General features: G+C 57.0%; 20 protein-coding genes. 9 read left to right on the top strand and 11 right to left on the bottom strand.

The features are described from left to right. Positions 1–400 precede the first annotated feature (400 nt). Positions 401–1,117, top strand: coding sequence for a two-component system response regulator ArcA (arcA, locus tag JEM67_RS03965; RefSeq protein ID WP_004949989.1), 717 nt, complete (start codon positions 401–403; stop codon positions 1,115–1,117). A gap of 46 nt (positions 1,118–1,163) precedes the next feature. Here arcA and creA read toward each other — a convergent pair whose 3' ends face one another. Beyond that, entirely contained in the window at positions 1,164–1,643 is a 480-nt protein-coding gene (gene creA / locus JEM67_RS03960; RefSeq protein WP_013811436.1) for a protein CreA, read from the bottom strand. A 343-nt stretch (positions 1,644–1,986) separates the two neighbouring features. Here creA and robA point away from each other — a divergent pair, with 343 nt between their 5' ends. Further along, a complete protein-coding gene (robA, locus tag JEM67_RS03955) occupies positions 1,987–2,856 on the top strand; it encodes an MDR efflux pump AcrAB transcriptional activator RobA (protein WP_199638194.1) in 870 nt (289 codons plus the stop codon). On the opposite strand, the gene gpmB is transcribed toward robA, so the two are convergent. Next, a complete protein-coding gene (gene gpmB / locus JEM67_RS03950; protein WP_199638192.1) occupies positions 2,853–3,500 on the bottom strand; it encodes a 2,3-diphosphoglycerate-dependent phosphoglycerate mutase GpmB in 648 nt (215 codons plus the stop codon). The two genes, robA and gpmB, sit on opposite strands and share 4 nt — an antisense overlap. 111 nt (positions 3,501–3,611) lie before the next feature. Between gpmB and yjjX the strand changes: the two genes are divergently transcribed. Further along, positions 3,612–4,151: an inosine/xanthosine triphosphatase gene (gene yjjX, locus JEM67_RS03945; RefSeq protein ID WP_013811433.1), complete on the top strand. Its 540-nt coding sequence runs from the start codon at positions 3,612–3,614 to the stop codon at positions 4,149–4,151. A gap of 18 nt (positions 4,152–4,169) precedes the next feature. Here yjjX and trpR read toward each other — a convergent pair whose 3' ends face one another. Continuing rightward, the gene (gene trpR / locus JEM67_RS03940) at positions 4,170–4,499 is read right to left on the bottom strand and encodes a trp operon repressor (RefSeq protein WP_004949979.1); all 330 of its coding nucleotides are present in this window, start codon (positions 4,497–4,499) and stop codon (positions 4,170–4,172) included. A 55-nt stretch (positions 4,500–4,554) separates the two neighbouring features. Continuing rightward, positions 4,555–6,483: a murein transglycosylase gene (gene sltY, locus JEM67_RS03935; protein ID WP_013811432.1), complete on the bottom strand. Its 1,929-nt coding sequence runs from the start codon at positions 6,481–6,483 to the stop codon at positions 4,555–4,557. A 571-nt stretch (positions 6,484–7,054) separates the two neighbouring features. Between sltY and JEM67_RS03930 the strand changes: the two genes are divergently transcribed. The 4 genes from JEM67_RS03930 (at position 7,055) to ettA (ending at position 11,255) form a co-directional block, all read left to right on the top strand. Continuing rightward, a complete protein-coding gene (locus tag JEM67_RS03930; RefSeq protein WP_199638190.1) occupies positions 7,055–7,669 on the top strand; it encodes a YfiR family protein in 615 nt (204 codons plus the stop codon). After that, the gene (locus JEM67_RS03925) at positions 7,666–8,913 is read left to right on the top strand and encodes a diguanylate cyclase domain-containing protein (RefSeq protein ID WP_199638188.1); all 1,248 of its coding nucleotides are present in this window, start codon (positions 7,666–7,668) and stop codon (positions 8,911–8,913) included. The genes JEM67_RS03930 and JEM67_RS03925 overlap by 4 nt, the downstream gene beginning before the upstream one ends. A gap of 36 nt (positions 8,914–8,949) precedes the next feature. Then, positions 8,950–9,447: an OmpA family protein gene (locus JEM67_RS03920; RefSeq protein ID WP_199638179.1), complete on the top strand. Its 498-nt coding sequence runs from the start codon at positions 8,950–8,952 to the stop codon at positions 9,445–9,447. Positions 9,448–9,587: 140 nt separating this feature from the next. Next, positions 9,588–11,255: an energy-dependent translational throttle protein EttA gene (gene ettA / locus JEM67_RS03915; protein ID WP_013811429.1), complete on the top strand. Its 1,668-nt coding sequence runs from the start codon at positions 9,588–9,590 to the stop codon at positions 11,253–11,255. Between the two features lie 50 nt (positions 11,256–11,305). Here ettA and JEM67_RS03910 read toward each other — a convergent pair whose 3' ends face one another. Next, positions 11,306–12,217, bottom strand: coding sequence for a LysR family transcriptional regulator (locus JEM67_RS03910; RefSeq protein ID WP_199638177.1), 912 nt, complete (start codon positions 12,215–12,217; stop codon positions 11,306–11,308). A gap of 98 nt (positions 12,218–12,315) precedes the next feature. Here JEM67_RS03910 and JEM67_RS03905 point away from each other — a divergent pair, with 98 nt between their 5' ends. Continuing rightward, positions 12,316–13,317, top strand: coding sequence for a zinc-binding alcohol dehydrogenase family protein (locus JEM67_RS03905; protein ID WP_199638175.1), 1,002 nt, complete (start codon positions 12,316–12,318; stop codon positions 13,315–13,317). A gap of 33 nt (positions 13,318–13,350) precedes the next feature. On the opposite strand, the gene nadR is transcribed toward JEM67_RS03905, so the two are convergent. Genes nadR through serB form a run of 3 tightly spaced genes read right to left on the bottom strand, consistent with a single transcriptional unit; the run spans position 13,351 to position 17,053 of the window. Next, positions 13,351–14,610 (bottom strand): multifunctional transcriptional regulator/nicotinamide-nucleotide adenylyltransferase/ribosylnicotinamide kinase NadR, encoded by a 1,260-nt coding sequence (gene nadR, locus JEM67_RS03900; protein WP_004949943.1) that lies wholly within the window; start codon positions 14,608–14,610, stop codon positions 13,351–13,353. A gap of 56 nt (positions 14,611–14,666) precedes the next feature. Next, positions 14,667–16,052, bottom strand: coding sequence for a DNA repair protein RadA (radA, locus tag JEM67_RS03895; protein WP_199638173.1), 1,386 nt, complete (start codon positions 16,050–16,052; stop codon positions 14,667–14,669). 23 nt (positions 16,053–16,075) lie between these two features. Next, a complete protein-coding gene (gene serB / locus JEM67_RS03890; RefSeq protein WP_199638171.1) occupies positions 16,076–17,053 on the bottom strand; it encodes a phosphoserine phosphatase in 978 nt (325 codons plus the stop codon). 104 nt (positions 17,054–17,157) lie between these two features. Between serB and JEM67_RS03885 the strand changes: the two genes are divergently transcribed. Then, positions 17,158–17,844, top strand: coding sequence for a YtjB family periplasmic protein (locus JEM67_RS03885; RefSeq protein WP_062869583.1), 687 nt, complete (start codon positions 17,158–17,160; stop codon positions 17,842–17,844). Here JEM67_RS03885 and yjjJ read toward each other — a convergent pair. From yjjJ to deoB, 3 genes are all read right to left on the bottom strand, one after another. Next, positions 17,841–19,184: a type II toxin-antitoxin system HipA family toxin YjjJ gene (gene yjjJ / locus JEM67_RS03880; protein WP_199638169.1), complete on the bottom strand. Its 1,344-nt coding sequence runs from the start codon at positions 19,182–19,184 to the stop codon at positions 17,841–17,843. The two genes, JEM67_RS03885 and yjjJ, sit on opposite strands and share 4 nt — an antisense overlap. 141 nt (positions 19,185–19,325) lie before the next feature. Beyond that, positions 19,326–20,057, bottom strand: coding sequence for a purine-nucleoside phosphorylase (deoD, locus tag JEM67_RS03875; RefSeq protein WP_006320026.1), 732 nt, complete (start codon positions 20,055–20,057; stop codon positions 19,326–19,328). A 99-nt stretch (positions 20,058–20,156) separates the two neighbouring features. Then, entirely contained in the window at positions 20,157–21,380 is a 1,224-nt protein-coding gene (deoB, locus tag JEM67_RS03870; protein ID WP_199638167.1) for a phosphopentomutase, read from the bottom strand. Positions 21,381–21,432: the final 52 nt, after the last annotated feature.

Below are 21,432 nucleotides of genomic sequence, written 5' to 3'. Positions count from 1 at the left end.
AGCGCAACAATGCTGAATCGTACACAGAATTTGTGGTTCTGTGACTTAAGCTGGCAGTTCTGTAAGTGTTTTTCACAAAACTGTTAACGTGCTACAATTGAATTTGATATATGTCAACAAAGCGTAGTTTTGTTGGGTGATGAATTCGGCACGCACTGTTATATTGCTGTTAATAGGGTTAGGATATCCGCCGTTTTGGCACCTTTGGGGTATAGGGAATAACCGCCCCACCAAGCTAGCGATCTTGTTGACATTAGATGGAAAGTGCATCAAGAACGAGTTTACGTACTTTAGTCATTTGGTAAGAGGGAACGTGAGCGCTATCTCTGCCCTCGTCTAAGAAAGCAAAGACTTCTGTACTTCCTATTTTCTATTTTGTTGGCAATTTTAGGTAGCAAATATGCAGACCCCGCACATTCTGATTGTCGAAGACGAGTTAGTCACTCGTAACACCCTGAAGAGCATTTTCGAGGCGGAAGGCTACGTTGTTCATGAAGCCAATGATGGTGCAGAGATGCACAACATCCTGTCTGAAAATGATATCAATCTGGTTATCATGGACATCAATCTGCCAGGCAAAAACGGCCTGCTGCTGGCGCGTGAACTGCGCGAACAGGCCAGCGTCGCACTGATGTTCCTGACCGGCCGCGATAACGAAGTGGATAAGATCCTCGGATTGGAAATCGGCGCTGATGACTACATCACCAAGCCGTTTAATCCGCGTGAATTGACCATTCGCGCACGCAACCTGCTGTCTCGCACCATGAACCTGGGCAGCGTCGGCGAAGAACGTCGACTGGTAGAAAGCTATAAATTCAACGGTTGGGAGCTGGACATCAATAGCCGCTCACTGATCAGCCCGGCGGGCGAACAGTACAAGCTGCCGCGCAGCGAATTCCGCGCCATGCTGCACTTCTGCGAAAACCCGGGCAAGATCCAATCCCGTGGCGAGCTGCTGAAGAAAATGACCGGCCGTGAGCTGAAACCGCACGACCGTACCGTAGACGTAACCATCCGCCGCATCCGCAAGCACTTCGAATCAACGCCGGATACACCGGAAATCATCGCCACCATTCACGGTGAAGGCTACCGTTTCTGCGGCGATCTGGAAGAGTAAACTCTCCCGCGTTAAAAACATCAGGGGTTCATTTGAACCCCTGATTTTATTTCGCCTCACCCCAAGGGATGATAGGCACCGCGCTCAGCGCATTTTTCGGTGAACCATCCACCACACGGTCTGAATAGCTCAGATAAATCAGCGCATTGCGGGTAGCATCGTAGAAACGCACCACTTGCAGCTTTTTGAATACCAGCGACGTCCTTTTCTGGAACACCACCGTCCCTTCCGCCTTGCCGTTTTTGATTTTATCGTTCAGGGTAATCGGCCCCACCTGTTGGCAGGAAATAGCCGCATCCGCCGTATCTTCCGCTAATCCCAGGCCACCTTTGATGCCACCGGTTTTTGCCCGACTGATATAACAAGTTACATTTTTAACATCCGGGTCGTCGAACGCTTCCACCACAATTTTGTGGTCCGGACCAAAGAGTTTAAATACCGTATCGACCGAACCTACTTGTTCAGCCTGCGCGCTGCTTACCGTTGCGCAAACTAAACCAAACAAAAATATCCATCCTTTTTTCATTCACTTAACTCCAACGGCTACCGCCTGGAAAAGCAGGCTCAGCGATCAATATTGTTTATGTTTTAGGTCACAGAATCGGGATTTTTCTGGTCCGCACTCCTCTTTCTAGCACAGAGCGTGAAAAAAATCTTTGAGAGTCTCGGAGGAAAAAAATTGCTATTATGCTGCGTCGTTATTTCTTTGCGCCCGTTTAAGGTGTGCCCCTGTCCAACTCTTGCGCAACGAGCTGCAAGAAGCAAAGAGTGCTACGCAAAATGGCTCATGGATTGGTCTGATAGCGCAAGCACCTGCGTAATGAATAAACAGTTCGGGTTCCTACCCTAAAGCTCTACGAGGAAGATCTATGGATCAAGCCGGTATCATTCGTGATCTGCTTAGCTGGCTGGAAAGCCATTTGGACCAACCCTTGTCGCTGGACAACGTGGCGGCAAAAGCGGGCTACTCTAAATGGCATCTGCAACGGATGTTCAAAGATATTACCGGTAACGCCATCGGCGCTTATATCCGGGCAAGAAGACTGTCTAAAGCTGCGGTGGCGCTGCGTTTAACCAGCCGGCCGATTTTGGATATCGCCTTGCAGTATCGCTTCGACTCGCAGCAGACCTTCACTCGCGCGTTTAAAAAACAGTTTGCGCAAACACCGGCGTTGTATCGCCGTGCCGAAGACTGGAACGCGTTCGGCATCTGTCCGCCCATCCGCCTGGGTGCCTTCACCCTGCCGCAACCCGAATTCGTCACGTTGCCGGAACAGCACCTGATTGGCCTGACGCAAAGCTATTCTTGCACGCTGGAGCAAATCTCCAACTTCCGTACCGAACTGCGCTCGCAATTCTGGCGCCAATATCTGGGCGAAGCCGAGACGCTACCGCCTGTGCTCTACGGGTTGCACCATTCGCGCCCAAGCCAGGAAAAAGACGACGAACAGGAAGTGCTGTACACCACGGCGTTGGAGCCGCACCACGTGCCGGATAAAGTACAAGAAGGCCAGCCGCTGGTGTTGCAGGGCGGTGAGTATGCGATGTTCAGCTACGAAGGACCGGCTTCTGGCTTGCAGGACTTTATCCTGACTCTGTATGGCACCTGCCTGCCGGCGCTCAAACTGACGCGCCGCAAAGGGCATGACATCGAGCGCTTTTATCCCAAGGGTGACCGTCGGCCACCCCAGTCGCCAACCGAGATCAACTGCGACTACCTGATCCCGATCCGCCGTTAACGTTGTCGTTCGTCCAGCGCGGGCATGTCCAGGTGCGTGACATCGCCCGCCGTTTCCACGATCCAGCCGGAAGCCAACCAGGGGCTCTGTTGATGATCAACACGCGACAACGAACAGTTGCGTAAACGCAGGCGGCGCTCGGCATAGGCCGGCAACCCGAGCACGGTGCTGATCAGGCAGCCCAGGGCAATACCGTGGCTGACAATCAGCGGTTTACTGCCTTCAGGCAACATCAGGCAACTTTCCAGCGAGGCGCGCATCCGTTCGCCCAGCTCGTTCATGGATTCACCTTGAGGGATACGGCCGTCAGCAGTGCCATCGACCATCTGTTTACGCCACTGTTCTTCCTGCGGCGTCAGGCTGTCGATCAGGCGTTCTTCCAGCACCCCCATATGCAGTTCACGCAAACGTGGATCGTTAATCACCTCGCAGCCGCAAGCTTCTGCGATGATTTGCGCGGTGCGACGAGTACGCCCCAAATCGCTGGTGATAACGTGCGTGATGCCCTCTTTGCTGACACGCCGGGCAACCAGATGCGCCTGATGTTCACCCTTGGCGGTTAACGGGCTGTCGGACTGGCCCTGGATACGGCGAGCCGCATTCCATTCCGTTTCGCCGTGGCGAACGAGGTATACCTGTAACATTTTGCTTTTCCGTTATACTGCGTGAAACCTGAGTTTATCTTCATCAGAAGCGGCTTACGCAAGCCTCTGACGTAGTGAATAAGCTCTTAGCTTAAGGATGCCAAACCCGTTATGTATCATGTTGTCGCTGCAACTACCAACCCGGCAAAGATCAAGGCTATTCAACTGGCCTTTGATGACACCTTTGGCGCGGGCCAATGTCGCATTGAACCTGTCGACGTCGCCAGCGGCGTCTCACTGCAACCGATAGGCAATCACGAGACCCGCACCGGCGCACGCCAGCGCGTAATGGAAGCCCGTCAGGTTCGCCCGGAGGCCGACTTTTGGGTCGGCGTGGAAGCAGGCATCGAAGAGAATATGACCTTCGCCTGGATGACGGTGGAAAGCCCGAATACTCGCGGCGAATCGCGCTCAGCCAGCCTGATGCTGCCGGAGACAATTTTACAGGGAATTCGCGCCGGCCGCGAACTGGGCGCGGAGATGGCGGCCATCACCGGCAATATCGACGTGAAGCGCCAGGGTGGCGCTATCGGCATCTTTACCGATGGGCGATTGAGCCGCACCAGCGTTTATCATCAGGCTCTGCTGCTGGCGCTGGTGCCTTTTCACAATCCTGTCTACCAACAGCACAACGGCACGCCGAATAAATAACCTATGCCGGGCGCGGCGCTACTGTGCATCGCCCAGCAACTGTTGCTCCAGCCACTGTTTCAACGCCGGCGTCGCCGCTTTCAGGCTGTTCGACCCGCGAGTAATGGTGGCAATTCCCGCCCCCAGTTCGTTCTTCAGTTCCCGCTGGCTCATCTCACCGCGCATCAGTTCCTGAATAATCCGTACCCGCGTGCCTAAGGCCGTGCGCTCATCCGGCGTCAGCAACAGTTGCATCAAGGGCTGGTGCAACTCCTGAGCGAACGAATTTTGCAGCAGCGCGACAAAGCGCAGCCAATCCTCATTGCCTTGTTCTGAAAGAGCCGGATCGTTAAGCGATAATTGCGTCATGGCAAGCCACCATACTATTTAACTAGTACAGCAGCATACCATAGCGCCGTCAAAATCAATAACGTCTCTGCCATTCGGCATCGGTCAGCACCTTGGCCGGGCGGTGCATCAAATAGCGGTAAAACGCGTCGTAGGCCAACACGTTCTTCACGTAGGAACGGGTCTCCGAGAACGGGATGCTTTCAACAAACGCCACCGCATCGACGCGCCCTTCGCTGCTCCCCAACCAGGTATTCACCCGCGATGGGCCGGCGTTATAGGCCGCCGACGACAGGATGCGGTTACGGCCAAACTGCTGGTAAACATACTCCAGGTAGCTGGTACCGATAGTAATATTGGTTTGCGGATCGAGCAGTTGGCTCGGGCTTGAGTAGCCGGGAATATTGTACATTTGCACGGTATGTTGCGCGGTCCGCGGCATCACCTGCATCAGGCCGCTGGCCCCCACCGGTGACTGCGCTTTCGGGTTCCAGGCGCTTTCCTGACGGGCGATCGCCATGGCGTAGCTCGGCGTGATCCCCTTGTCATCGGTAGCGCTGCGGAACTCTTGCGACCAGGCTACCGGGAAGCGCTCCTCAAGGTGATCCCACAGCTTGCCGACGATGGTTGCCTGCACGCTGAGATCGGCCCATTTCTGCTCGAAGGCGAAACGCGCCAGCGCTTCCTGTTCAGGCCGGCTGCGGCTGGCAACGAACGAACTCCACTCGCTGCGCGCCAGGTTATCCATGTTCCAGTACATCAGCTCACGCACGCGGGCGATTTCCGGTCCGTCCACCAGCGAAGCGCGGGGTTTGGCCGCCACCGCCACCATAACCGGATAAGGCGTATTCAGTTTCTGCGCCGCCACCATAGGGTAGAAGCCACGTTCGTTCATCAGGCTGCGCAGGATCTCTTCACCCTCGCTGCGTTTACCTTCGTCCAGCAAGATGCTCGCACGCCAGTAGCGCCATTCATCTTTATTGCGCGATTCTGCCGGCAGGCGCGCAAGCCAAGTCGCCACACCCTGGCGATCGCCGCTGCCCAGCGCCATGCGCACACGACGTTCCAGCAGCGTCGGAGACTGGCTGCGCAGGATCACCTTATCGCGCCACTGGGTCTGCTCGAAGGTGGCATCGCTGCCCATCAGGCGCCACGCCACCGCCTCTTCCAGCCCCAACCGCTCGCTGTCGCTCATTTTCTGCAGGCGAGCGATACTCGGGATCATCGCCCGGGCGTTTTCCGCATCCTGACGTGCCAGCCGCTCGAAAGCGATGCCGGTCGCCGCCCGGGTAAAGTCAGTCGGGCCAACGCTGCGGGCAAAAGCCTCTACGGTGGCGGGATCGTTCTGCAGGCGCACCAGCGCATCACCCATGGTCTGATAGTCGGACGGCAACTGGCGGTAAAGGCTGTTAACCAGGCTGCTGTTGCCCTCTTTTAACGCCAGTTTCATGCGTTCCAGGGTATTCAACGGCGTTTGCTTGCCGGCCCCCTGCCAGACGTTGAACAGTTTGTCACAGGTGCCCGGCAGCGTTTTACCGCTCATCCAGAGATCGTCCGCACCGCTCCAGGCCGCCTGCTGATCGCCGGTGGCCCATTTGGCGTAGTAATAGTTGCAACGTGCGGCTATCGGCTTGGGGGCCTGCGGGCTGAAAGCCAGCAGAGTACGCCAGTCCTCACGGCGCGCCAATTCATTGACAAAACGAGGCGCCAGCGACTTGGCGGGCGGCAGCGTCGGGTGCTGCTTGATAAAGTCATTCACCTCGGAGAAGCCGGCCTGGCTGAGATCCTGCGTCAATTCGCGGTATTCCAGATAAGGGTAAAGCGGGTAATCACGCAGCGTCGGCATCAGTTGCGCCACGACATCCATCTGATTGCTGTCCCACGCCTGCTTGATTTGCAGGTAACGCTGACGCTGTGCGTCGAGAGAGTCCGCCAGTGCCGCGCCCGAGAATGCCGTCAGGCACACCCCCACGGCCAACAGCCGCCATTTGTCTACCTTGACCATACTTACTCTTTCCTCGCTGGTTGTGTTGCCAGAACCCCTACCCCCTTGCCGCGCTACGCCAACGGTCAAGGCCCGGAGACACCGGTTCTTCGAGTATTTCGCGCCCTGAAGTGGAATACACGCCAGAGCAAAAAGGTGTGCAGAGCGATAAGCTCAGGCATCTATCATAGACAGCGCAATCGCCTATCCATTCACTACTGTAGAAGAAGAAGTTTATCGTCATGAGGGGCGTCAGGTAAAAAACGTTTACCCTGGCTGACAAATTAACTGCAGGCGTGGCGCAAATCGCCGTACTGCCGACCCCATGCCGTTTTCTTTGCAGAAAACGCCTGGCCAACTCCCCGAGGCGTTTTATACTGTTAAAAAAAGATAGGATAAATCCGAGAAAACGGCACATAAAGCGCGCAACAGAGATATCTTATAATACAATCCGCGCCAGTTATGGGTTAGATAGTGTTCATCACACAGTGCGATTGATAGTGCTTAGTATTACGTTTACCCCTTCGGTTGGGTCAGGTTTCTCATTGTTAGATCACCGCTACCGTACTGCGGACGTTGGCAGGAATGGCAGATGAAGATGGCAAAAAATGCCGTGATGTTAGCAGCCAGCGCAAAAAGCTCACTCACGAGCTTCATTTGCGCACGTCTTGACGACGGCCGCCTGCTACCCTTCATTCTGGTCCTGCTGCTGGCGTTTCCGGGGCTGGCTCGCCCCGAGACGGGCAGCCCCTATCAGAGCCGCACACATGCCGTCACCACCGTCGTGGTCGGCATTATCAGCTATGCCCGCTGGCCCAGTGAGCCCAAACCAATCCGCCTGTGCGTAACGGCGCCGACCCAATATGCCGAAGGCCTGTTCGACCCTATTTTGCTGAGCGCTCCCCGGCCGATCAAAACCGAGCGAGTGCCCTTTGACAGCCCTTTGCTGAACACCGGATGTGACGTGATTTATTTGGGTAATATCAACGCCGGCCAGAAACAAAACTTTATACAGCGCATCCAGGGTCATTCCATTCTCAGTATCAGCGAGAACGACGGCGAATGCTCTGCCGGCAGCGCGTTTTGCCTGCAGGTTGACGGTGACCAGGCCGGTTTCAAGGTGAACCTGGACGCTCTGGCACGCAGTGGCGTGCGCGTTCATCCTAATGTGCTGCAGTTGGCGCGCAAACAGGCGCCGCCGCTATGATATGGTTGCGCAAGAACCGTTCCGGGCATTCGCGGCCCACGTTGGGCCGGGTGCTGCAACGGGCAAATCTTGGGTTGGCGCTGATTGCCGTCGGCACCGCCGGGATTTTCCTGACGTTGGTAGCGCTGTTCGCGCTACGCGCCTATGCCAACCACAACCTGCATCTTATTGCGCGCTCCATCAGCTATACCGTCGAGGCCGCCGTGGTGTTTGGGGATCGCCCCTACATTCGAGAGGCGATGGTGCTGATCGCCTCCAAAGAAGAGGTGTCGGAAGCCAAAATTCTGGACAACGGCGGCAACGTGCTGGCCAGTTGGCATCGTCCCAAGGACGGTCCGTTGCATGGCCTGGAGCAAATTGTCGCTCGCTGGGCGCTGCCGGAGCCGGTGGTCTTGCCGATCACCCATGAAGGCAAACAGGTCGGCAAGGTCTGGCTCAGCGGCAACGGCGGTAGTCTGCTGCGTTTCCTGCTGCGGGGTATACTAGGCATGATCGCCTGCCTGGTACTCAGTACCCTGTGCGCGCTGGTGCTTTCCCGCCGCATGCTGGTCGGCATTGTCAGTTCGCTGGACGATATCGCCAAGGTGGCGCACGCGGTGCGCCGCGATCGCACCTTCGGGCTGCGGGTGCCGTCGGCACCGATCGCCGAACTGCATGAACTGAGCAACGACTTCAACGGCCTGCTTGATGAGCTGGAAGAATGGCAGGCGCACCTGAAGCAGGAAAATGATTCACTGACCCACCGGGCGACCCACGACAGCCTGACCGGATTGCCGAACCGCGCCTTTTTTGAAGGCCGGCTGAGCCGCGCGCTGGGCGATATTGAGCCGACAGAAAAACTTGCGGTGTTGTTTATCGACGGCGATCGCTTCAAGGAAGTGAATGACAGTTACGGTCACGCGGCCGGTGATGCGGTGCTGACCACCATTGCCGGGCGCATTCGCGCGCAACTGCGCGAAAGTGACCTGGTCGCGCGTTTAGGCGGCGATGAGTTCGCCGTGCTGTTGGCGCCGGTTCACAGTACGGAAGATGTGCTGCAAATTGCCGACAACATTATCGACTGCATGACCCAACCGATAATTTTACCGAACGACGAGGCGGTGACGACCTCTTTGAGTATCGGTATTGCACTTTACCCTGAACATGCAGTAACGCCTCAGGGTCTTTTGCACGAAGCTGACGATGCGATGTATCAGGCAAAGCATCGTTATAACGGAGGCTGGCGGCTGGCAATACAGAAATAAAGCCCCAGCTATAAAATTAAAACCAGGGATTTGATTATGATACAGCAAACACTAAAAAACCGTTTCTCACTACTGGCGATGATGTTTGTCGCCCTGCTCGCCCTTGCCGGGTGCCAGAGCAAACCGCAGGGCCTGACGCCCGAGCAGGTCGCGTTGTTACAGTCTCAAGGGTTCAAACTGACGGATAACGGCTGGGAATTCGGCCTCTCCGACAAGGTGTTGTTTGGCAACAACATCGGTAAACTGAATCCGGAAAGCACCGAAACGGTCCAGAAAATGGGCCGCGCGCTGATGAGCGTAGGCATCACCAAGTTCCGTCTGGATGGTCATACGGACAACTACGGCGAAGACAGCTATAACGACCAGCTTTCGCTGCGCCGCGCCAACGCAGTGGCCGATTTGCTGGCCAGCGTAGGCATCCCGCGCGCCAATATCGAAACTCGCGGCATGGGCAAGCGCGATCCGGTCGCCGAAAATCGCACCTCCAGCGGCCGCGCGGAAAACCGCCGCGTCGCGATCGTCGTTACACCTTAACCTGTCGATATGCGCCTGTTAAAGGCGCATAAAGGGTTATACTTAGCGATCGCTGATGATGTCTGGGATCCGTGTTCGAAACGGGCTACACTCCGCAGCCAGACATCCTATAAAAACTGATATAGAGAGGCTAGAGCAACGTGGCTCAATACGTCTATACCATGCATCGCGTCGGCAAAGTGGTCCCGCCGAAGCGTCACATCCTGAAAAATATCTCCCTGAGCTTCTTCCCTGGCGCCAAAATTGGCGTGCTGGGCCTGAACGGTTCCGGTAAATCCACCCTGCTGCGCATTATGGCCGGTATTGATACCGATATCGAAGGCGAAGCGCGCCCGCAACCGGGGATTAAAATCGGCTATCTGCCGCAGGAACCGCAACTCAACCTGGAACACACCGTTCGCGAATCGGTTGAAGAAGCGATGGCCGAAGTCGTCGGTGCCCTCAAGCGTCTTGACGAAGTGTACGCGCTGTACGCCGAAGAAGGCGCCGACTTCGACAAGCTGGCCGCTGAACAGGGCCGCCTGGAAGAGATCATTCAGGCCCACGATGGTCACAACCTCAACACCCAATTGGAGCGCGCCGCCGATGCGCTGCGCCTGCCGGAATGGGACGCCAAAATCGCCAACCTTTCCGGTGGTGAGCGCCGCCGCGTAGCGCTGTGCCGCCTGCTGCTGGAAAAACCGGACATGCTGTTGCTGGACGAACCGACCAACCACCTGGACGCCGAGTCCGTGGCCTGGCTGGAACGCTTCCTGCACGACTTCGAAGGCACCGTGGTGGCGATCACCCACGACCGTTACTTCCTTGATAACGTGGCCGGCTGGATCCTCGAGCTGGACCGTGGCGAAGGCATTCCGTGGGAAGGCAACTACTCTTCCTGGCTGGAACAGAAAGACGCGCGTCTGGCGCAGGAAGCCTCAACCGAAGCCGCTCGCCGCAAGTCGATCGAGAAAGAGCTGGAGTGGGTACGCCAGGGTGCCAAGGGCCGTCAGTCTAAAGGCAAGGCCCGTCTGGCCCGCTTTGAAGAGCTTAACAGCACCGAATACCAGAAACGTAACGAAACCAACGAGCTGTTTATTCCACCTGGCGCACGCCTGGGCGATAAAGTGGTTGAAGTCAGCAACCTGCGTAAATCCTACGGCGAACGCTTGCTGATCGAAGATCTCACCTTCGCGGTACCTAAGGGAGCCATCGTTGGTATCATCGGCCCGAACGGCGCGGGTAAATCCACGCTGTTCCGCATGATGTCCGGCCAGGAACAACCTGACTCCGGCAGCATCACGCTGGGCGATACCGTCAAGCTGGCTTCAGTCGATCAGTTCCGCGACAGCATGGACAACGCCAAAACCGTGTGGGAAGAAGTGTCCGGCGGCCAGGACATCATGCGCGTGGGCAACACCGAAATGCCAAGCCGTGCCTATGTCGGCCGCTTCAACTTCAAGGGCGTCGATCAGGGCAAACGCGTGGGCGAGCTGTCCGGTGGTGAGCGTGGCCGTCTGCATCTGGCCAAGCTGCTGCAGGTTGGCGGCAACGTGCTGCTGCTCGATGAACCGACCAACGACCTGGATATCGAAACCCTGCGCGCGCTGGAAAACGCCCTGTTGGAATTCCCTGGCTGCGCCATGGTGATCTCGCATGACCGTTGGTTCCTCGACCGTATCGCTACCCACATTCTGGACTATCAGGATGAAGGCAAGGTGGAATTCTTCGAAGGTAACTTCACCGAGTACGAAGAGTATAAGAAACGTACTCTGGGTGCCGATGCACTGGAACCTCGCCGTATCAAGTACAAGAAAGTCACCAAGTAACATCAGGTTGGCTATCTATGCTCTCAAGCCCGCATCTTGCGGGCTTTTTGTTATCCCCAATCCAGTGCCTGCGCATAGTCCACAAATACCGGATGCTGCAACACCACATCAATAAAACAGGCCAGTGCCGGCGAGTTCAGCTTACGGCTTGGGTAAACCAAATACAGTTCATTCCCTTCCGCCCGCCATTCCGGCAGTACCTCCACCAGCTGTTTCTGCGCCACCACCTCGCGGCTGAGAAAGGCCGGCAGCAGAGTGATACCGGCACCGGAAATCGCGCATTCACGCGCGTACAACAGATTGTCAGTGATATGCAGCATCGGCAGTTGCCAGCGGTAATACTCGTCGCCGCGACGCAGGCTCCAGGCAGGCCAGGCGCGGTGTGCAATGCAGCGGTGCTGCTGCAACTGCTGAGGATGAAGGATCGGTGGGTACTGCGCCAGATAGGCCGGCGCCGCCAGCAGATAACGCGGGGCATGCCCCAGGCGGCGACCAATCAGCGAGGAGTCCTGCGGTTTGCCGGTGCGCAACGCGGCGTCATAGCCCTCTTGCACCAAATCCACCATCGCATCAGACACCGAAACCTCCAGCGTAACGTCCGGGTACTGGCGCTGAAAATCCGCCGCCAGCCGCGCCAACAACGTCGCCCCCAGCCCGGCGGGCGTCGAGATGCGCAACCGGCCGCTGGGGTTGTCACGCAGTCGCTGCAGCGCCAGATCGGCCCGTTCGGCGGCGGACAACATCTCCTGACAGTGCACCAGATAGCGTTCGCCGGCGAAGGTCAGATTGAGCTGACGGGTGGTGCGGTTGAGCAACCGCAAACCCAGCGTTTGTTCCAGTTGGCTGATGCGCTGGCTAACGCTGGATTTAGGCAAACCGGCGCGGTTGGCGGCGGCGGTAAAGCTGCCGCACTCGGCCACCAGCGCGAACAACGCCATATCCTGCAGCTGTTTAAACATCATTGTTCACCTCAAACGAACGCTTAGTTAGCTATTGTCCATCTTATCACTCCCCTCTCAGAGGTCTACACTGAGGGTATTCATTCTAAAGGAGCACAATCATGCCAATTAAAGCCATTGCCGTAGACCCGAAAAACCCCGCCGGTTTCATTGAAATCAGCCCTGAAAAACCGGCCCCGGGCCAATACGATCTGCTGGTGGAGGTCAAAGCGGTGTCAGTCAATCCGGTGGATACCAAAGTCCACGCCGGCCTGCAAAAAAGCGGCCTGCAACAGCCGCGCATCCTCGGCTGGGACGCCAGCGGCGTGGTGCTTGAGGTAGGCAGCGGCGTCAAAGGTTTCAAAGCCGGTGATGAAGTCTGGTACGCCGGTGATATCACTCGGCCGGGCAGCAACAGCACTCAGCAGTTGATTGATTCGCGCATCGTGTCACATAAGCCAAGCAGCCTGAACTGGGCGGAATCCGCCGCCATGCCGTTGACCGCGCTGACGGCCTGGGAAGCGCTGTTCGAGCACCTGAAAATCCAGGACGCGGCGGAAGGGAAAACCCTGCTGATTATCGGCGGTGCCGGTGGCGTGGGTTCGCTGGCGATCCCGTTCGCCGCCCAGTTGAGCAAGGTGAAGGTGATTGCCACCGCTTCGCGCCCCGAGTCGGCAGCCTGGTGCCGGGAGCGCGGCGCCGATATGGTGGTGGATTACCGCGATCTTAAAGGAAATCTGGCGCAGCATGGCATTGAAAGCGTGGATTATATTCTTTGCCTGAACGATACCGATGGCCACTGGAAAGCGATCTCGGATCTGATTGCGCCGCTGGGCCACATCTGCACCATCGTGGAAAACCAACAGCCGCTCGATCAGAACGCGTTGAAGCTGAAAAGCGCCGCACTGCATTGGGAATTGATGTTTACCCGCAGCATGTTCACCACGCCGGACATCGCTCAGCAGGGTGAAATCCTCAGGCAGGTGGCGCAGTTGCTGGACGAAGGAAAGCTGAGCACCACACTGAGCGAAACGCTGCAGGGGCTGACGGTCGAGACCCTGACCGCCGCGCATAAAAAGCTGCTCGACGGGCATATGCAGGGCAAACTGGTGATTGTTTACTGAGGTAAGAGAGGCGCAGCGCGCTGCGCCTCCGGCTTATTCCGTCGTGGCGCCCACCAGTCGGCTGGCATCGGCCGCCAACAGCTGTTTTACCAGTTCGACGCAGCGCAGGAAGCGCTCCTCATAGTCGCTGGATTCCACGTGCGCATACTCGATATTGTTGGCGCGCAGCATCTCTTCCAGCAAGTGCTGGAATGCCTTGCGATCGGTCGGCGCACCGAGGCTGCGCAGGCCATCCGCCACCCACGGGGTGTTATTTTCCAGCAGGATCACCAGATCAAACCGGTACTCGTCGATCAGTGCCTGCACGAAGGGGTGTTCACGCCCTTCGTACTTTTTGCAGAACGCCTGGGTAGTGACAAAATCGGTATCGATAAATGCCACCTTGTTGGCGTATTTCACTGCAAAGTCAACGTACTGCGCCTGCCCCAACGCAATCTTGTCGTAGTCGGAATACTGCAACGCCATCTCATCGCCGCCCAGGTGCGAGAACACATAGTCGCGGCCATATTCCCAGGCGCTGGTGGTGTTAAAAATGTTCGCCAACTTGTTCACCAGCGTCGATTTGCCGCTCGACTCGCCGCCGAGGATCGCCACGGTGCGCACAAAGAACGGCTTCACTTCGGTCGGAATGTAATCCCAATAGCGGAACGGATCCTGACGGATTTGGCGGCCGCTGATGTTCATGAATGAACGTTCGGGATCGATCAGAATGGTTTCCGTCGCCAGGTGCTCGCGATAACGCGGGGCGTCTTGCGTTTCGCTGGAATAGATAAAACTCGGCACGATGCCCTTCTGTTCCATGAAGGCTTTCATCCCGTCGCTCCAAACGTTCCAGCCGTGCGGATAGGGTTCGATGCCCTGCTCGTCGAACGAATGAATATGAATGTTTTTCTGGTACTTGAAGGTTTGCAGAAGCCAGCGCAGACGGTCGCTGACCGTAGGCTGTTGCGACATCGAACTGTTCTCGAACAGTTCCCGGTCACGCGGTTCGTCGTGACACAAAATCACGTGCAGCTCATCTACCTGGCTGCAAGCGCGCTGGATCAGGTAAATGTGGCCGGTGTGCAGTGGGTAAAATTTACCAAACACCACACCGACTTTTTTCTCGCGACGCGGGAATTCCAGGCCAAGAAAACGGTGTAACGCCTCGAGTTTCTGGGCGCTCGGGCTTTTGATTTTGTCGTTCAACAGCTGGCTAAGGTAGCCTTTGGTCATGCCGCTGGCATCCGCCACCTGCTGCAGGGTACAGTTCTTCTGCTTGATAGATGCTTTCAGGTAGTCGAATTGCCGCATAATTCCTCCGTTTAATATGCTAAACAAAATAGCATATTCTGCGCATCACATGGCAATTAATAGAATTGTTCCAGCACGTCCAGGGCGTCCGCCAGTTTCTTCACGCCGAATACCTGCATATTCGCCGGCGGTTTTTTCGGTACGTTGGCATGCGGCACGATAGCGCGCTTGAAGCCGTGCTTCGCCGCCTCGGAAATGCGCTCCTGCCCACTCGGCACCGGACGAATCTCCCCCGCCAACCCCACTTCACCGAACACCACCAGATCGTTCGGCAGCGGGCGATCGCGCAGGCTGGACACCAGCGACATCAGCAACGCCAGATCGGCGCTGGTTTCGCTGACTTTTACCCCGCCGACCACGTTCACAAACACATCCTGATCCGACATCTGCAACCCGCCGTGGCGGTGCAGCACCGCCAACAGGATCGCCAACCGGTTCTGCTCCAGGCCGACCGCGACCCGGCGCGGGTTAGACATCATCGAATGATCCACCAGCGCCTGGATCTCAACCAGCAGCGGTCGGGTTCCTTCCCAAACCACCATCACCGAACTGCCGGAGGTGACTTCATCGCTACGGCTGAGGAAGATGGCGGACGGGTTGCTGACTTCACGCAGACCCTGCTCGGTCATGGCGAACACGCCCAGCTCATTTACCGCACCGAAGCGGTTTTTATGGCTGCGCAGGGTGCGAAAACGCGAATCGGCATCGCCGTCCAGCAGCACCGAACAGTCGATACAGTGTTCCAGCACCTTCGGCCCGGCCAGCGAGCCGTCTTTGGTGACGTGGCCAACCATGACAATCGCCACGCCGCGCGTTTTGGCGAAACGCGTCAGGTAGGCGGCGGTTTCCCGCACCTGCGCCACGCTGCCCGGCGAAGACTGAATATCCGCCATGTGCATCACCTGAATCGAGTCGATCACCATCAGCTTCGGCTGCTCTTGTTCGGCAATCAGGCAGATCTGCTCGATACTGGTTTCCGACAGCATGTTCAGGTTGCCGGTCGGCAACCCGAGGCGGTGAGCGCGCATCGCCACCTGTTGCAGCGATTCCTCGCCGGTGACGTACAGGGTTTTCATTTGCTCGGACAGCTTGCACAACACCTGCAACAGCAGAGTACTTTTACCGGCACCGGGGTTGCCGCCGATCAGGATCGCACTGCCCGGCACCACGCCGCCGCCCAGTACGCGGTCAAACTCAAGAAAGCCGGTGGAAAAACGCGGCAACTCGTCCAGGCTGATGTCCGACAGTTTTTGCACTTTGCTGATGCCGGCATCGCCGGCATAGCCGCTTAAACGCTCGGAGCGAGAAGAAGAGGACACCGCAGCCAGACGAACTTCTGTAATGCTGTTCCAGGCGTGACAAGCGCTGCACTGTCCCTGCCAGCGCGGATAATCTGCGCCGCACTCATTACATACAAACGCCCGTTTTGCTGCTTTTGCCACGTATTACCTCTTACTCGATATGTTTAGCGAACTTCGTGTTTCAGGCTGCCGGTCAGTACGCACAGCACGCCCATCAGGTCCGCATGGCGAATGGCCACCTGCGCCTTGTCATACACTTTCGGTTTGGCGTGGTAGGCAATGCCCAACCCGGCCACCTGTATCATTTTCAAATCGTTGGCACCGTCGCCGATAGCCACGGTCTGCTGCGGCGGGATGCCCAGCTTTTCCGCCAGCGCGACCAGCGTATCGGCCTTGAACTGTGCGTCAACCACCGGTCCCAGCACTTCGCCGGTCAGCTTGCCATCGCGGATCCCCAGCTCGTTGGCCGCCACCGCCACCAGCTTCAGTTTGTCGCGCAGGTACTCGGCATAGTATGTGAAGCCGCCGGAAGCGATCGCCACATGCCAGTCCATCGCTTGCAGCTTGCGCACCAGGTTGATCAACCCGGGCATCAGCGGCAGTTCATCGCGTACCTGTTTGAGGATATTGGCATCGGCGCCTTTCAGCTTGCCAACGCGCTGACGCAGGCTGGCGGTAAAATCCAGCTCGCCGCGCATTGCGCGTTCGGTCACTTCCGCCACCTCATCACCCACACCCGCCAGCTTGGCGATTTCGTCGATGCATTCAATCTCGATCGCGGTGGAGTCCATGTCCATCACCAGCAGCCCAGGGGTGCGTAAATGAGGGATCTTGCCGAGTGGCGCTACGTCCAGCCCGCTCTCCGCCGCCAGTATTTTGGCGCGCGCCGTCAGGGTGCCGGCCAGACGCACGACCTGATAATCCTCTACGCACCAGGCGGTGACGATCACCATCGCCGCGCCCAGCTTGCGCTGAAAATGAGTAATGCGCGTTTTATCCAGTTCTCTGCCATATAATAGCCAACCGGTATGGCCCGCCCGATAATCCAGCGGCATCACTTCGTCGCCGCTCAGCGAAAGGGGCAGACCCGGCCATTGAGAGATCTCTGCCGGGAGATCGCAATAGGTCAGACTATTCGACATCATTAACTCCTGAAAAAACGCTGCATGATAAAACGACGCATCAAGCTATCCTATCGCCATTGGTTCTGGCAACATAAAGTGTCCAAGATGCCCAAGGAACCTGAATGGCTCGCGCTAAACTGAAATTCCGCCTGCACCGCACCGCTATTATCCTGATTTGCCTGGCTTTGCTGGTGCTATTGATGCAGGGCGCGTCCTATTTTAGCCTGAGTCACCAGTTGGCGCGATCCGAACAGGTGGAAGAACTGGCGCAAACGCTGACCAAACAGGTGGCCTCCAGCCTGGCGCCTTTGCTCGATGACGACAGCGACGTCGACAACCAGCGCGTCGACGCCATTCTCAAACAGCTTACCGACCACAGCCGCATTCTGGACGCCAGCGTCTATCAGTTGGACGGCACGCTGGTTTCCCACGCCGGTGAACAGATCAGTATACGCGATCGCCTGTCACTTGACGGCAAACGTGCCGGCAGCTATTTCAATCACCAGTTGGTGGAATCCATTCAGGGCAAAGACGGCCCGATCGGCTTTATCCGCATTACGCTGGACACCCACGTGCTGGCGACCGAATCCAAACAGGTAGATAACACCACCAACCTGCTGCGTCTGATGATCCTGCTGGCGCTGGCCATCGGCATTATTCTGGCGCGTACCCTGCTGCAACATCGCCGCAGCCGCTGGCAGCAATCGCCGTATCTGCTGACCGCCAATACGCCGCTGGAAGAAGGTAATACGGTGGAAGACGACGATGACGACAAGCCACAGGATAAAGAAGAAACGAAACGCCCTTAAGCCAGGCGCTGGATACGCTCGTTCAGCCCCTGAACCTGCGCCAGCATCTGGCCGGCAATCATGCGGAACGCTTCGCTAATCGACTCGTGCTGCGCCGTTCGCTGCCAGAACTCAAGCGCCATCAATTCCGCCTGCCGCCAAACGGCGCCGCTGACTTCATGGTCCAGCCTGATTTCCACAGCTTCCTGGCGCATATTGCCGCTGCTGGTTGGCGCAAATGCCATCGGCAACATATCGTATAAGGGTGCCAACGCTACCGGCCGTCGTTCAGGGCGCAAAAACGATAAATTACCCTGATGCATATCGCTATTGGCAATCAACCGGCCAAATGCCCAATACAGCGTCATTTCCTGGCAGGTCTGGCGATCGATCACGCCTTGCCGCAATAACCCTTCCGCCGCCGTGGCCCAGTTGGCATTGCCGCTACCGCTAAACTCCGCATCCAGGGCTTCCAACGAGACCATCGGCACCCGGCCAAACTCCCCGACGCGATCGAACCGCTCAATCTCCAGAAAACACTGGAGGTTCTCATCAAGCAGGACTTCACCCTGCGCAGCAGAGAACCCCGCATCTGCCACAACCCGCAACGCCAGCGACTCCGCGATCAACAAATCGCTCCAACGCTGGGCATTAGGGTTTTCCGGGACAGTACTGAATTTAACTAACACATGACCACGTCGGTCATCCCTAAGTTCGGCATAGGTGATAAACTTGGGCTGCTCACCGCCAGCAGAAGAGCCGACCAATTCCCCCGCCAACGCCTGTTTCGCCAGTTCCGCGTAACGGGCATTTTTATCCGCTATCGGCACGGCTTTCTCCGGACTGCGCATCAGCCAGCGTTGATAACTGCCATTACCGGGCAGCAGACTACCGCTCATGTCGTCCCCAGAGTGGCAAAGCGCCAACAGCCGCTGTTCTTCGCTCCAGAGCCGTGTATCTTCCGGCAGGTGCAGTACTTGCGAGACCGCTTTTCCCCATGCCCGGCCAAGGAAACCTATCGGCCGCAGATCATTAAGATACCAAGGCAGACCGTCATAAAGTTGCCACTCGCCATTTTGCTCATTTTGTACCGCATAACACTCCGCCGGATAGACAGGATAAAGCGTGGCCAGCTTAGAGACCTTACCCTGCTCATCCACCTGATACAGCGGAAAATACGATTCCCCACCCACAACCCTGCGTAACGCATAGCGAGTGGCTCGGCCTTTGCCAATAGCCAATACCGCTTCTGCCAGCTCGCGGATACGGCGTGATAGCGTCGGTTGGCTGATGCCCAGCGCCTCGGTGAGAACTTTTGACGCAGCCGAACCGTTACGCAGAACTTGCTCGAGGGTAGTCATAAATGAATAGATTAGTGAATAGATTGGTGAATAAAGTAATAGCGCTAATTACCTATAAGGTAAAGCATTTCAAGAAAATGATTGATGCAAGATGAATAGATTGGCACAGGGGCGCAGCAGGATGCTGCGCCCGCAGTATTATTACTCTTTGTCGCCCAGCAGCACGGATTCCAGCGCGATAACGATCATCTCGTTAAAGGTGGTTTGGCGCTCTGCGGCGGTGGTGGCTTCGTGACGCAGAATGTGGTCGGAAACGGTACAGATGGTCAACGCCTTACAGCCGAACTCTTCATACAGCTCAGCCGCCACGCCGTAGATGCCGGCCGCTTCCATTTCTACGCCCAGGATGCCGTACTTCTTCATCACCTGGAACATGTCCGGATCCGGCGTGTAGAACAGATCGGCGGAGAAGATGTTGCCCACGCGCGCCGGGATACCTTGCGCCGCCGCAGCGTCTACCGCGTTGCGCACCATGTCAAAGTCGGCAATCGCCGCATAGTCATGATCTTTAAAACGCATGCGGTTCACTTTGGAATCGGTGCAGGCGCCCATGCCGATCACTACGTCGCGCAGTTTGATATCGTCGCGCACTGCGCCGCAAGAACCCACGCGGATGATTTTTTTCACGCCGAACTCGGCAATCAGTTCACGCGCATAAATGGAGCAGGATGGGATACCCATACCGTGGCCCATTACGGAGATTTTGCGGCCTTTGTAGGTCCCGGTGAAGCCCAGCATGCCACGCACGTTGTTCACTTCCACCGCGCCTTCCAGGAAGGTTTCCGCGATGTATTTTGCACGCAGCGGATCGCCCGGCATCAGTACTACGTCAGCGAAATCACCCATTTCAGCATTAATGTGCGGCGTAGCCATAATTCTCTTCCTTCAAATCGTATTAAATAAAAACGTTAAACGTATAAGCCTTTGGATGTCGAGCCGCAGCCAACAACGCTGCGGCTTGAAAGACGGGGCTTAGAACATGGATTTACCGTAATCCATCGGTGACACGCCAAAATAGCTGGCAACGGTCTGGCCGATGTCGGCAAAGGTCTCACGGTGGCCCAGCGAGCCCGGTTTCACTTTCGGGCCGTAAACCAAGACCGGAATGTGCTCACGGGTGTGGTCGGTGCCCGGCCAGGTCGGGTCGCAGCCGTGGTCGGCGGTGAAGATAATGATGTCTTCATCTTTCACCAATTTCAGCAGCTCCGGCAGGCGGCGGTCGAACAGCTCCAGCGCGGCGGCATAACCCGCCACGTCGCGGCGGTGGCCGTAAGAGGAGTCAAAATCAACAAAGTTGGTGAACACGATGGTGTTGTCGCCGGCTTTTTCCATTTCGATCAGGGTCGCGTCAAACAGCGCGTCGATGCCGGTGGCTTTCACCTTTTTGGTGATGCCGACGTTAGCGTAGATATCGGCGATTTTACCGATCGACACCACTTCACCGCCCTTCTCGTCCACCAGTTTTTTCAGCACGGTAGGTGCCGGTGGCTCTACCGCCAAATCGTGACGGTTGCCGGTACGCTGGAACTCGCCCGGCTTGTCGCCGAGGAACGGACGCGCGATAACGCGACCAATGTTGTAACCGCCTTCGGTCAATTCTTCGCGGGCGATTTCACACAGCTCATACAGACGGTCCAGACCGAAGGTCTCTTCGTGACAGGCAATCTGGAACACCGAGTCGGCGGAGGTATAGAAAATCGGCTTGCCGGTTTTCATGTGCTCTTCGCCGAGTTGATCGAGGATCACGGTGCCGGAGGAGTGACAGTTACCGAGGTAACCCGGCAGATTGGCGCGCTCGACCAGCTTGTCCAGCAGTTCCTGCGGGAAGCTGTTGTGTTCGTCGCTGAAATAACCCCAATCGAACAATACCGGTACGCCGGCGATTTCCCAGTGGCCTGACGGCGTATCTTTACCGGAAGACAGTTCGCTCGCATAAGCGTAGGCACCGATGATATCCGCATTGCTGTCCAGCCCCTGCGGGAAGGTGCCGGTGGATTCTTCCGCCGCTTTACCCAGACCCAGACGGCTCAGGTTAGGCAGGGTCAGCGGGCCCTGACGGCCAACGTTGGCTTCACCGCGCGCGCAAACCTCGGCAATGTGGCCCAGGGTATCGGAACCCTTGTCGCCAAAACGCTCGGCGTCTTCGCTGGCGCCGATGCCGAATGAGTCCAATACCATAATAAATGTGCGTTTCATCTGTGCTCTCCTGTATACCCGTCGTCTTTCAAGCCGCAGGGGTGTTGGTTGC

This window comes from Serratia sp. PAMC26656 (assembly GCF_016469055.2).
Classification (GTDB): Bacteria; Pseudomonadota; Gammaproteobacteria; order Enterobacterales; family Enterobacteriaceae; genus Serratia; species Serratia plymuthica.
The sequence above is the reverse complement of the archived record's forward strand: the minus strand, read 5'-3'. Positions and strand labels throughout refer to the sequence as shown.